This window comes from Pseudonocardia xishanensis (assembly GCF_039541715.1).
Classification (GTDB): domain Bacteria; phylum Actinomycetota; class Actinomycetes; order Mycobacteriales; family Pseudonocardiaceae; genus Pseudonocardia; species Pseudonocardia xishanensis.
Map to the genome: position 1 here is coordinate 17,685 of NZ_BAABGT010000106.1, position 11,858 is coordinate 29,542.

12 protein-coding genes and 1 pseudogene are annotated in these 11,858 nt (G+C 73.8%); 7 read left to right on the forward strand and 6 right to left on the reverse strand.

Annotation, left to right across the window (positions count from 1 at the left end; genetic code table 11):
* Complete coding sequence (pcaG, locus tag ABD993_RS31805) at positions 1–531, reverse strand: protocatechuate 3,4-dioxygenase subunit alpha (protein WP_345426577.1); 531 nt, start codon at positions 529–531, stop codon at positions 1–3.
* On the reverse strand, positions 524–1,234 hold the full coding sequence (gene pcaH / locus ABD993_RS31810; RefSeq protein ID WP_345426578.1) for a protocatechuate 3,4-dioxygenase subunit beta: 711 nt from the start codon (positions 1,232–1,234) through the stop codon (positions 524–526). Before pcaH ends, pcaG begins: the two co-directional genes overlap by 8 nt.
* Before the next feature lie 91 nt (positions 1,235–1,325).
* Between pcaH and ABD993_RS31815 the strand changes: the two genes are divergently transcribed.
* From ABD993_RS31815 to ABD993_RS31835, 5 genes are all read left to right on the forward strand, one after another.
* Positions 1,326–2,045: an IclR family transcriptional regulator gene (locus ABD993_RS31815; RefSeq protein WP_345426579.1), complete on the forward strand. Its 720-nt coding sequence runs from the start codon at positions 1,326–1,328 to the stop codon at positions 2,043–2,045.
* A 128-nt stretch (positions 2,046–2,173) separates the two neighbouring features.
* Positions 2,174–3,175 (forward strand): acetamidase/formamidase family protein, encoded by a 1,002-nt coding sequence (locus ABD993_RS31820; RefSeq protein ID WP_425569216.1) that lies wholly within the window; start codon positions 2,174–2,176, stop codon positions 3,173–3,175.
* Positions 3,175–3,930, forward strand: a complete 756-nt coding sequence (locus tag ABD993_RS31825) for an SDR family NAD(P)-dependent oxidoreductase (protein ID WP_345426582.1) — start codon at positions 3,175–3,177, stop codon at positions 3,928–3,930. Before ABD993_RS31820 ends, ABD993_RS31825 begins: the two co-directional genes overlap by 1 nt.
* 60 nt (positions 3,931–3,990) lie before the next feature.
* Entirely contained in the window at positions 3,991–5,124 is a 1,134-nt protein-coding gene (locus tag ABD993_RS31830; RefSeq protein ID WP_345426584.1) for an epoxide hydrolase family protein, read from the forward strand.
* 251 nt (positions 5,125–5,375) lie between these two features.
* Positions 5,376–6,158, forward strand: a complete 783-nt coding sequence (locus ABD993_RS31835; protein ID WP_345426585.1) for a hypothetical protein — start codon at positions 5,376–5,378, stop codon at positions 6,156–6,158.
* 152 nt (positions 6,159–6,310) lie between these two features.
* Here the strand turns inward: ABD993_RS31835 and ABD993_RS31840 are convergent, their stop codons facing one another.
* A complete protein-coding gene (locus tag ABD993_RS31840; RefSeq protein WP_345426587.1) occupies positions 6,311–7,471 on the reverse strand; it encodes an FIST signal transduction protein in 1,161 nt (386 codons plus the stop codon).
* A 219-nt stretch (positions 7,472–7,690) separates the two neighbouring features.
* A complete protein-coding gene (locus ABD993_RS31845) occupies positions 7,691–9,016 on the reverse strand; it encodes a competence/damage-inducible protein A (protein WP_425569212.1) in 1,326 nt (441 codons plus the stop codon).
* Positions 9,017–9,067: 51 nt separating this feature from the next.
* On the opposite strand from ABD993_RS31845, the gene ABD993_RS31850 reads away from it, so the two are divergent.
* Both ABD993_RS31850 and ABD993_RS31855 read left to right on the forward strand, forming a co-directional pair.
* On the forward strand, positions 9,068–10,216 hold the full coding sequence (locus ABD993_RS31850) for a glycosyltransferase (RefSeq protein ID WP_345426591.1): 1,149 nt from the start codon (positions 9,068–9,070) through the stop codon (positions 10,214–10,216).
* Between the two features lie 29 nt (positions 10,217–10,245).
* Entirely contained in the window at positions 10,246–10,905 is a 660-nt protein-coding gene (locus ABD993_RS31855) for a response regulator transcription factor (protein WP_425569213.1), read from the forward strand.
* A 47-nt stretch (positions 10,906–10,952) separates the two neighbouring features.
* Here ABD993_RS31855 and ABD993_RS31860 read toward each other — a convergent pair.
* A pseudogene (locus ABD993_RS31860) lies at positions 10,953–11,436 on the reverse strand (IS5/IS1182 family transposase); the annotation flags it as partial.
* Positions 11,437–11,509: 73 nt separating this feature from the next.
* Positions 11,510–11,857, reverse strand: a complete 348-nt coding sequence (locus ABD993_RS31865; RefSeq protein ID WP_345426593.1) for a hypothetical protein — start codon at positions 11,855–11,857, stop codon at positions 11,510–11,512.
* Position 11,858: the final 1 nt, after the last annotated feature.

The following is an 11,858-nucleotide window of genomic DNA, read 5'->3' on the forward strand; positions in this document are numbered from 1 at the left end:
CTAGACGTCCAGGAAGACGGTCTCGTCCGCACCCTGCAGGCGGATGTCGAAGCGGTACTCCGCCTCGCCCACCTGCTCCGCGACGAGGGTGTGCCTGCGCTCGGCCGGGACGAGGGCGAGGACCGGGTCGTCCGCGTTCGCCGGGTGGCCGGGCAGGTAGATCCTCGTGACGACCCGGTCCAGGAGGCCGCGCGCGAACACCGAAACGTCCAGGTGCGGGGCCTCGCCCGGCAGCGCGCCGGGGAACAGGGTGCGGATCTCCCAGCGCCCCTCGGAGTCCGTGCAGCTGCGGCCGAAGCCGCGGAAGTCCGAGCCGCCGCCCTCCGGGTGGGCGAAGCGGCCGTCCGGGTCGGCCTGCCAGGTCTCGACCATCCCGTCGGACACGGGGCCGCCGGTGCCGTCGGTGACGATCCCGGCGATCCGCACCGCGCCGGGAGTCCCCTCGGGGACGACGGCGGGCCCGTCGACACCCCAGTCGAGGCCGAGCCGCAGGTACGGACCGACGGTCTGCGACGGTGTCAGCTCAGGCATGGGGCTCCTCGAAGACGCTCTGCTCGCGGCCGCGCAGCACGATGTCCCAGCGGTAGGCGAGCGCCCAGGCCGGCTGCGTGGCGTCCATGTCGAACGTGGACACCATGCGGTGCCGCGCGTTCTCCGGCACCGAGTTGAAGATCGGGTCGTAGGCGAACAGCGGGTCGTCCGGGAAGTACATCTGCGTGACGAGCCGCTGGGTGAACGCCTGCCCGAACAGCGAGAAGTGGATGTGCGCGGGGCGCCAGGCGTTGTGGTGGTTGCCCCACGGGTAGGCGCCCGGCTTGACCGTGGTGAACGAGTACTCGCCGAGGGAGTTCGTGAGCACCCGGCCGCCGCCGGTGAAGTTCGGGTCCAGCGGGGCGGCCCAGTCGTCCGCCTTGTGGGCGTAGCGGCCCGCGGCGTTGGCCTGCCACACCTCGACGAGGGTGTCCGGCACCGGGCGGCCGTCGGAGTCCAGCACGCGGCCGGTCACGATGATCCGCTGCCCCTGGGGCTCCTCGGCGTGCTGACGGGTCAGGTCGTGGTCGTTCGGGCCGATGGTGCCGTGCAGGAGCGGACCGGTGACCTCGGTCAGCCGCTGCGGGACGACGATCGGGGCCTGCCCGGGGTGGCGGATCCCGGTGCTCTTGTACCCCGGCGAGTCCAGCGGCGGGTGGGTGTCTCGAGGCCGCACGTACTGCGTCTGCTGCGCGGTGGTCATTGGCGCTCCTCTCCGAGCTCGTTCCCACCCAGGGTGCCGGCACGTTGCTCTGACTCGACGCCACTTCCGTTATGCGGAAGACTTCCTGCTCATGAGCGTGACGGCGCGGGTGTTGGACGTCCTGGGGGCGTTCACCGACGCCGCCCCCGCGCTCACCCTCACCGAGATCAGCAAGCGCACCGGCCTGCCGCTGACCACCACGCACCGGCTCGTCGGGGAGCTGGCGGGCTGGGGCGCGCTGGAGCGGGCCGAGTCCGGGGAGTACCGGATCGGGTTGCGGCTGTGGGAGGTCGGGGCGCTCGCCCCGCGCGGCACGGGTCTGCGCGAACGCGCGATGCCCTACCTGGAGGACCTGCACGAGGTCACCCGGCACAACGTCCAGCTCGCCGTGCTCGACGGCGCCGAGGTCGTCTACGTCGAACGGCTCACCACCCACGACGCCGTCAGCATCCGGACGCGCGCGGGCTCACGGATGCCCGCCACCGCGACCGGGGTGGGCCTCGCCCTGCTCGCGCACGCGGACCCCGCGCTGGTGGACGCCGTGCTCGCCGCCCCCGTCCGCCGGTTCACCCCGCGCACGGTGACCGATCCCGCGGAGCTGCGCAGGCTGATCGGCGAGGTGCGCCGGACGGGGGTGGCGCTGAGCGTGCAGCAGATCGAGCTGGTGTCGCAGTCCGTCGGGGCGCCGGTGCGGGACGCGACGGGCGTGGTCGCGGCGCTGTCGATCGTCATCCCGGCCGAGGCGAACCCGCACTCCTACACCCCGGCGGTTCTGGCCGCCGCCCGAGGCATCTCCCGCGCCCTCCGGTGACCCCCTCCCCCGACCTGCACGAACGGCACTCTTGTGCGGACCTACCGCACGAGAGTGCCGTTCGTGCGGTAGGTGGGGGTGCGGGTCGTGGGTTGTGGGCCGTGCGTGAACCCGCAACGATCACCGCCATGGACGTGGTCGAGTACCGCCCGACGCGCGAGCAGTACGTGTGGACGTTCGGGGGCGCGCCGCCGTCGCACCGGATCCGGCCGGGGACGCTGCTGCGGCTGTGGACCGAGGACGCCTTCTCCGGGCGGCTGACCTCGACCTCCGACCGGCCGAGCGCGGTGCTGGACATGACGGAGGTCAACCCGCAGACCGGGCCGTTCTTCGTCGAGGGCGCCGAGCCCGGGGACACCCTGGCGCTGCACATCGTGGACCTGCGGCCCGCGCGGGACTGGGGCGCCTCGACCACGATCCCGTTCTTCGGCGCGCTGTCCGGCACCGACCGCACCGCGCTGCTGCACGACCCGCTGCCCGAGCGGACGTGGATCTACGAGCTGGACCGGACGGCCGGGACCGTCGCGTTCGAGGCCCGGAGCGTCGACCTGCGGCTGGAGCTGCCCTGCAACCCGATGCTGGGCACCGTCGGAGTCGCACCCGCCGGGCGGGAGGTGCGGTCGAGCCTGGTGCCGGACGCCTTCGGCGGCAACATGGACACCCCCGAGATGAGGGCGGGGGTGACCTGCTTCCTCGGGGTGAACGTCGAGGGTGCGATGTTCTCCGTCGGGGACGGGCACTACCGCCAGGGCGAGGGCGAGAGCTGCGGGACCGCCGTCGAGGGCGCGATGGACGTGACGCTGCTCGTCGAGCTGGTCAAGGGCACCCCCACGCCGTGGCCGCGGATCGAGTCGGACACCCACTACTCGGTCGTCGGGTCCTCGCGGCCGCTGGAGGACGCCTGGCGGATCAGCCAGATCGGCATGATCGACTGGCTGGGCGGCCTCTACGGCCTGGACCGTCTCGACGCCTACCAGCTGCTGACCCAGATCTCCGAGTCCCCGCTCGCCAACGTCGTCGACACGAACTACAGCGCGATCACCAAGGTCGCGAAGTCCCTGCTCCCCGCGGGCTCGGCGTACAGCGGGCTGCACGCGCACCTGCGTTCCCTCTCTCCAGGAGTGCACTGATGGATCTCCAGCTCGCCGGAAGGAAGGCCCTGGTCACGGGCGGGACGAAGGGCATCGGCGCCGCGGTCGTCGACCTGCTCGCCGCGGAGGGCGCGCGGGTCGCCTTCTGCGCCCGCAGCGAGGACGAGGTGCTCGCGCGCGTGAACGCCCTGGGCGAGAAGGGGTACGACGTGGCCGGGCGCGCCCTGGACGTCGCCGACGCCGCGGCCCTCACGGAATGGGTGCGAGACGAGGGCGAGCTGGGCATCGACATCGTCGTCGCCAACGTGAGCGCGCTGGCCATCGGAGCGGGCGAGGAGAACTGGCGGAGCTCCTTCGAGGTCGACCTCATGCACACGGTGCGGATGGTCGAGGCGGCGATGCCCTACCTGGAGGCGAGCGACGCGGCGTCGGTCGTCGCGGTGTCCAGTGTGTCCGGTCGGGAGATCGACTTCGCCGACGGGTCGTACGGGGTGATGAAGGCGGCCATCGTGCACTACGTGTCGGGGCTGGCGTTCGACCTGGCGGCCAAGGGGATCCGGGCGAACGTCGTCTCGCCCGGCAACGTCTACTTCCCCGGCGGGGTCTGGGCGAACGTCGAGCAGGGGAACCCGGAGCTGTTCGCCACGGCGATGGGCCTCAACCCGACGGGCCGGATGGGGACGCCCGAGGAGACCGCCTACGCCGTGGCGATGCTGGCCAGCCCGCTGGCGTCCCGGATCAGCGGCACGAACCTGGTGGTGGACGGTGCGTTGACCCGCGGCGTGCAGCTCTAGTGTCGCGCACAGGGAACCGCCGCTACGCGCGACGGCGCCCGGTGCGGAACACTCGGGCCCGTGCGCGAGTTCCGAATCGACGTTCCCCAGGCCGAGCTCGACGATCTCCGCGACCGGCTGCGACGGACCCGCTGGCCCGAGCCCGCGACCGTCGGCGGCTGGACGCAGGGCGTCCCGCTGGATTACGCGCAGGACCTGGCCCGCACGTGGGCCGAGGACTACGACTGGCGCCGCTGCGAGGCGGAGCTCAACTCGTACCCGCAGTTCACCACGGGCCTCGACGGCGGCGGGGACGACTCCGTCGAGATCCACTTCCTGCACGTGCGGTCCCCCCATCCGGACGCGCTGCCGCTGATCCTGACGCACGGCTGGCCGGGCTCGGTCCTGGAGTACGTCGGCCTGATCGGCGCCCTGACCCGGCCGGAGGACCCGCGGGACGCGTTCCACGTCGTCATCCCCTCGTTGCCGGGGTTCGGCTTCAGCGGCAAGCCCGCGGTGTCCGGCTGGGGGGTCGAGCGCATCGCGACGGCGTGGGCGCAGCTGATGGACCGGCTGGACTACGACCGCTACGGCGCGCACGGCGGCGACTGGGGCTCGATGATCACCGCCGCGCTGGCGGGCGGGATCCCCGAGGCCCTGGCAGGCATCCACCTCACCATGCCGCTGGCCGAGGCCCCTCCCGCGAACGAGCGCCGCCCGCTGTCGAAGACGGAGAAGGAGGCGCTGATGTTCTCGAAGCGCTTCCAGCACTCGGGCACCGGCTACTCCGCCGAGCAGTCCACCCGCCCGCAGACCCTCGGCTACGGGCTGACCGACTCCCCCGTCGGACAGGCCTGCTGGATCATCGAGAAGTTCTGGGACTGGACCGACTGCGCGGGCCACCCGGAGAACGTCACGACACGCACCCGGCTGCTGGACAACGTGATGCTCTACTGGCTGACCGCCAGCGCCGCGTCCAGCGCCCGGCTCTACTGGGAGAGCTTCCGCAAGCCCCGGATGGAGCCGGTCGAGGTCCCCACCGGCGTCACGGTCTTCCCGCACGAGATGACCCGGCTGCCGCGCTACTGGCTGGAGCGCCGGTTCACCGACCTGCGCCACTACTCCACACCGGACACCGGGGGCCACTTCGCGGCCCTGGAACAGCCGGAGACGCTGGTGGAGGAGCTCCGCACCTTCTTCCGGCTAGTCCGCTGAGGCCCGTCACGCTCCGCCGAACGGACCGCCCATTGGGCCACCTGTTCGAGTGACCCGGGTTGCCCTGTCGAGATCGACATCACTTCTGCGTCACCGGCGTACCTCCATCGAGTGAGCCTCGTTGGAGTGACTGTCCACCGGTGATCATCGTCGACAGTGGACATCCCCGGAAACCGTTCAGGTCGCACCCGACGCAGTGGCCGTCCAGCCCACTGTGCTCGGTCGCTGCGGCGCGCCCACGAGGAGCACCGATGTCCCGTTTCACCCAGTCCACCGCCCTCCGCATCGCCGCCGCGAGCGCCGCGGGCCTGCCGCTGACCCTCGGGTTCGCCGGCGTCGCGAACGCCGGGACCGGCCACCACGACGGCGGGCCGCGGCAGACCGCGGTCCAGGGCGGGAGCCTGCTCGGCGTGCTGGGGCAGGTGAACCCGGCGCTCAACGTCGGCGGCATCCTCTCGAAGGGCCCGGTGACGCAGACCGCGTACTCCGCGAGCTCGGCGAACTCCGGCGTCCAGCAGCACGGTGGGCACGGCCACCGCGGCGGGCGGCAGACCGCGGTCCAGGGTGGCGACGTCGTCGGCGTGCTCGCCCAGGTGAACCCGGCGCTCAACGTCGGCGGCATCCTCACCAGCGGCCCCGTCACGCAGACCGCGTACTCGGCGAACCACGCGAACTCCGGCATCGAGCAGCACGACGGTCCGGGCTCGGGCGGACAGGAGTCCTTCCAGGCGGGCGACCTGGTCGGCGGGCTGATCCAGGTCGACCCGGCGGTGAACGTCGGCGGGATCGGCAACTCGGGCCCGGTCACCCAGACCGCGTACACGGACGGCTCCGCGAACTCCGGGGTGCAGCAGTCGGGCGGGCACGGGCACGGGCACGACGGGTCGCAGCGGGCGGTGCGGGGCGGCAGCCTGCTCGGGTTGAACCTGCAGGTCAGCCCGGCCGTGAACATCGGCGGGATCCTGAGCTCCGGACCGGTCACGCAGAACGCGACCGCGACGGGCTCGTCGAACTCGGGGCTGCTGCAGGGCTGAGTCCACCGACCGGCGCTGGGGAGCACCGGTCGTCACGGTCGCGGACGGGCTGGGGAGCGGGTCCGCGACCGCTGTCGGGGGAGGACGGCCACACGAGTGGTCGGCACGGACGGGCCCGGGTCGCTGCGGAGCGGCCCGGGCCCGGTGCCGTTCTACTCGAACGCCAGCACGGACGCGGTGAAGCTGTGCAGGTTGTTCCGCCCACCCACCGGCCCGATCTCCCCGCCCGCGAAGAACCCCCCGACCGGCACCGCGCCGAGGCCGGCGCGCAGCACGCCGACGTCGTGGCCCGCGTCGGGGAACATGGTCGTGCCGCGGCCGTTGCAGGAGAACAGGATCGCCCCGCGGACCGGGGGGAGCTCGGCGACCAGCGCGGCGAGGTCCTCGCCCGCCCCGGCCGCGTCCCGGACCTGGAACCGGACGGTCCGCCCGACCTCCACGACCTCGCCGACCGCGACCGCCCCCTCCACCGGGTCGATGCCCAGCACGCCGCGGACGAGGAAGTCCCCGCGGCCGTGCTCGTCCGCGTACTCGTCCAGCGCGACGCCGACGTGCAGACCCGTGGTGACCTGCTCCTGCTCCTCCGGCGGCAGCGCCGAGACGATCGCGCCCAGCCGCGCGAACGCGGGCTCCCCGGCGAGGCCGCGCAGCATGTTCCCCTCCGCCGCGGTGACCACCATCGGCGGCCCGATCGGCCGACAGCCCTGGCTGACCACGGTGCGGGTGCCCGCGCCGCGCCCGAGCAGGACGCCGACCGCGCCGCTGTCGACCACCTCGCCGTCGACCAGCAGGCGGTTCCGCCCCGGTCCCCCGGCCCCGCTGGCCAGCCCGCCCATCAGCGGCAGCCCCGGCAGCAGCTCGGCGGTCCGCTCCAGGTAGCCGGCGATCGGGAACGAGAACGGGTCGGCGAGCAGGATCCCGACCTCGGCGCCCGCCGCGACCGCGGCCGACGGCGTGCCGCTCACGGCGACGCCGTCGGTGGTCTGGCGGGACTCCAGCCGGAAGGTCTGCAGCGAGATCCCTGGCAGGGCCGCCGCGAACACCGCGACCGAGGGGTCCCGCTCGACGCCGCGCCCGTCGCCGATCACGCCGTGCGCGGTGACACCGAGCGACGCCCGGGCCCCCGCCACGGCCGCCGCCCGGCGCGCCGCCGCGCCGGCCTCGGGCGCACCGGTCACGAACACCAGCAGGAGATCGGGCACCGCACCGTCGAGGCCGGCCAGGGCCTGGGTCGTCGCGACCTCGGCCGCGCCCTCGAGGTCCGGTCCGACGGCGAGCCCGTCACCGAACGCCCTGCCGTCTGCGCTGCTCACGCCTCGCCCCCTTCCCGCCGTCGCGGGGACCTGCGACGACGCTGCGGGCATCGTCGCAGGGCTCGGTCGCAGCGGCCACCGGGCGGCATAGGGCGGCACCGGGCGGCATAGGGCCGCGAGTGGCGTGCCGTGGGCGCGGTACGCACCACGCTGAGCGCACACTCTCGGCGATCATGCCGCCCTGTGCGCACGAAACGTGCGAACGGCGACGGCGCCCGGTCAGCGCGGAAGGCCGCCCGCGGCGCGCAGGATCAGGTGCATGGCGGTGTCGGTGGAGCGCTCGCGGATGTCCCCGCGCGACCCCGGCAGGACCGGGTCGCGGGTGAGCACCCGGCCGTCCGCCGTCGTCACGCAGAAGCAGACGTAGCCGACCGGCTTGGCCTCCGTGCCCCCGCCAGGGCCCGCCACCCCGGTGACCCCGACGCCGATCGCCGCGCCGAACCGCTCCCGCGCGCCGTCCGCCAGGGCCCGGGCCACCTCCGGGGACACGGCGCCGTGCTCGGCGATCATCTCGGCGGGCACGCCGAGCAGCGCGGTCTTCGCCTCGTTCGAGTAGGCGACCACCCCGCCTGCCACGTACGCGCTCGACCCGGCCCGGTCCACCAGCCGCGACGCCAGCATCCCGCCGGTGCAGGACTCCCCCGTCGCGACGGTCAGCCCCTTCGCCGGCAGGATCGTCGCCAGCAGCTCGTCCGTGGTGGCGCCCTCCGCGCTGAGCAGGTTCGCGCGATGCCGCTCGACGATCTCCTCCGCCACCTCGTCGGCGAGCTCCTCGGCACCGGGCAGCGGCCGCAGGTCCACCTCCAGCTCCGAGCGGCGCAGGCAGGTGGTCACCTCCACCGCGGACAGGTCCCGGGCGCGGCCGATCTCGCGCAGCGTCTGGGCGATCTCGGACTCCGGCAGCCCGAAGAACCGCAGCGACCGCGGCTCGGCGCGGGGCACGTCCGCCAGCAGCGCGCGGACGGGCTCGGCCTCCAGCACGGCGGGCCACATGCCCTGCAGCTCGCGCGGCGGCCCGGGCAGGACCACGACCAGCGGCCCGCCCGGCTGCCGCACGACCAGCCCCGGCGCCGTCCCGACCGGCTTCAGTGCGGTGGCGCCGCGGGGCACCATGGCCTGCTTGCGGGTGGCCTCGTCCAGCGCGGGGCCGCCGAACCCGGTCCGCTGCGCCCACCGCGCCACCCGTCGGTGGATCAGGTCCCGCATCGGCTCGTCCAGCTCCATCGGCACCCCGACGAACCCCGCGACGATCTCCGCGGTCAGGTCGTCCGCCGTCGGGCCGAGGCCGCCCGAGGTGACCACGAGCGCGAAGTCCGCGGCGTGCCGCAGCGCCGCGGTCAGGTCCTCCGGCCGGTCGCCCACGATCTCGACCCGCACCACCTCGAACCCCAGCTCGAACAGCTCGCGGGCGACCCACGGCCCGTTCGCGTCCCGGACGGCACCGGTCAGCAGCTCGCTGCCCGTCACCACGACTCCTGCGCGCGGCCTGCCCGGCCGTGACTGATCACCCACACCCGGACCGTACTGCCGTCTCAGTGTCGTCACAGCGGCCGCGGGCGACACTCTGCCCACGATCGTCGCGAGAGGGGTGTGACCATGGTTCCGGAGCACGGACCGACCTGGGTCGGTCGGACCACGGTCGACGAGGTGGCCGGGCTGCAGGTCGCGCCGGGCTACCGGCACGCGCGCCTGCTGGTCACGATGGGATCGGACGCCCTCGGCGAGATCACCGTCACGCTCCGTCGCGGCATCGCGGACGCCGTGGCCCGCGCCGAGGCGATCCGCCTGCAGATCGGGCCGGTCCCCACCCCGCGCACGGTCCCGGTCTCGGACGAGCCGCTGACCGTCGTCGTCCCCACCCGGGGGAACCCGGAGGGGCTCGGGCGCACCCTGCGGTCGGTGCTCGCCTGCGACCACCCGGCGCTGACGGTGCTGGTCGTCGACCAGGCGCCGCAGGACGACCGCACCCGGCTCACCGTGGCCGACCTCGCGGACGCCCGCGTCTACTACCTTCGCGAGGCGGGCCGCGGGGTCTCGGCCGCCCGCAACCGCGGACTCGTCGCGGCCACCACCGACCTGGTCGCCTTCACCGACGACGCCACCGAGGTCGACGCCGAGTGGGCCTCCCGGATCGCGGGCGCGCTCGCCGACCCGGACGTCGCCGCGGCGACGGGCCCGGTGCTCAGCGCCCGGCTGGACACCGACGACGAGCGCGCCGTCGACCAGGCCCGCCCACGCCCGCGGTTTCGCCCGCGGCGCATCACGCTGGGTGAGACCGCCCTGCTGCCCCTGGCCCGGACCCTGCTCGGCGCCGGGGCGAACCTGGCGGTCCGCGCGGACGTCGCGCGGGCGGCGGGCGGGTTCGACGAGGCGCTCGCCACCGGCGGGGAGGACGCCGACCTGGTGGTGCGGCTGGTGGTGGCGGGCCACGTCGTCGTCCACGAGCCCGCGGCCTGGGTGCGCCGTGACCACGATCCGCTGGAGCGCCGGGATGTGGCAGGCGGCCTCGCGGGCGTGGTGACGAAGCTGCTGCTGAGCACGCCGGGGCGGGTCGCGCTGCTGCGCCGGGTGCCCGGGGCGCTGCGCGAGGTACCTCTTGAGCTCTCGGGAACCGCGCTGGTCAGCGGCCCCCTGCGGTACCTCTGGTCGCGCGGTCGGGTCCGGCGGGCGGGTGGGCGCGTGCCCACCGTGGCGGTGGGGGCGGGATCCCGAACCCACAACGGTGTGGCCAGCACTCCCCCCTGACCGCGAGGCCGCCCCTTACGATCAGTCGCGTGACGATCCGAGTGGCGCTCGCCGAGGACAACGCCCTGCTCCGGCACGGGCTTGTCCGCCTGATCGACGGCACCGCCGACCTCACCCTCGTGGGCTCGGCCCCCGACCTGCCGTCGCTGGACAAGCTGATCGACGAGCACGACCCGGACGTGGTCGTCACCGACATCCGGATGCCGCCGACGAACACGGACGAGGGCATCTCGGTCGCCGCGGACCTGCGCGTCCGCAAGCCGGAGACCGGCGTGATCCTGCTGTCGCAGTACGCGGAGGCCCAGTACGCGCTGACCCTCCTCGCGGACGGCACCTCCCGCCGCGGCTACCTGCTCAAGGAGCGCGTCGCGGACGGGGACGAGCTCGCCGAGGCGGTCCGCCGGGTCGCCGACGGCGGCTCGGTCATCGACCCGACCGTCATCGAGGGCCTGGTCGCCGCGCAGCGGGCCAAACCGTCCGAGCTGGACGCCCTGACCCCCCGCGAGCTGGAGGTCCTGGGCGAGATGGCCCAGGGCAAGTCCAACGCCTCCATCGCGGGCGCTCTGGTGCTGAGCGAGCGCGCCATCGAGAAGCACACCAACTCGATCTTCTCCAAGCTCGGGTTGTCGGAGGAGCGGGACCTCAACCGCCGGGTGAGTGCGGTGTTGGTGTACCTGCAGAACTCGTAGGGACGGTTCGGTCGTCGGCGCCGACCTCCTCGAGTTGCCTGTCAGCGGCCCAGGAGGCGCCCATGGTCGGAAGCCGGCGCATCCGAGACCAGGGCGTCGACCAACTCGGCGCGGGCAGTCACGTCGTCCCAGGCAATCCGCGGCTTCCCAGCTTGGGCATAGTCATGGGCGTGCGCGTGAGCGGTCATCACCTCGGCGGCGCCGGGGACCTCGCGGCCCACCCGGCGGATCGCGGCGATGAGCTGGGTGACGGTGTCCTGGGTGCCACCGCGTCGTCGAGGATCGTCGAGTCCAACGCCCACCGGTGGCGCCCGGCCAGGGCGCCGGTCTGCGCGACCACCGCCCGCACGGCATCGAAGATCCGTTCGGGTTCGGCGAGGCCGCCGTGCGCCCTGCTCAACCGGGGACCGACGGCCGTCCCCGGCCCACGGCGAACAGGTCGGCGAACAACTCATCCGGGAACAACTCGCGCCGGTGCGCGGCCAGGAACGCGACCATCCCGCCCTCGGGCAGCAGATGCCCGGTGACGATGAGCGGTCGCTTCGGCGGGGACGACGCGCAGGGGGTGGAACCGTCCGCGGGGTCGCCGAGGTGACGTCGCCAGTCATCGCCTGCGGTCGACCACTGGCCTACTACCAGCAGGGGCTCGACGGGATTCGCGCACAGTTCGGCCAGGGCGAGCTCGACCAGCCCAAGGTCGCCGCCATCGTGGGTCGAGATGGGAGGCCGCGATGGTGCCGAGCACTCTGCCGCGCGTCCTCGTCATGGCGACGAAGGACGACAGCATCGGCGTCAGCCCCAGGTAGCCGAAGAACAACAGCACTGTGGCGACCTGGCTCTGCATGGGGTCGATGACCGGCGAGTCCAGGTAGGCGAGCTTGCCCTCGCCGGTCTCCCGGACCGTCGTCGCGAAGCCGGCGGCGGTGAGCACGCCGCCGAGCACCGTCGTCACC

Bases quoted from the DNA above. Each gene is read 5' to 3' on its own strand.
- pcaG (WP_345426577.1), bottom strand. From the start codon at position 531: ATGCCTGAGCTGACACCGTCGCAGACCGTCGGTCCGTACCTGCGGCTC.
- pcaH (WP_345426578.1), bottom strand. From the start codon at position 1,234: ATGACCACCGCGCAGCAGACGCAGTACGTGCGGCCTCGAGACACCCAC.
- ABD993_RS31815 (WP_345426579.1), top strand. From the start codon at position 1,326: ATGAGCGTGACGGCGCGGGTGTTGGACGTCCTGGGGGCGTTCACCGAC.
- ABD993_RS31820 (WP_425569216.1), top strand. From the start codon at position 2,174: ATGGACGTGGTCGAGTACCGCCCGACGCGCGAGCAGTACGTGTGGACG.
- ABD993_RS31825 (WP_345426582.1), top strand. From the start codon at position 3,175: ATGGATCTCCAGCTCGCCGGAAGGAAGGCCCTGGTCACGGGCGGGACG.
- ABD993_RS31835 (WP_345426585.1), top strand. From the start codon at position 5,376: ATGTCCCGTTTCACCCAGTCCACCGCCCTCCGCATCGCCGCCGCGAGC.
- ABD993_RS31850 (WP_345426591.1), top strand. From the start codon at position 9,068: ATGGTTCCGGAGCACGGACCGACCTGGGTCGGTCGGACCACGGTCGAC.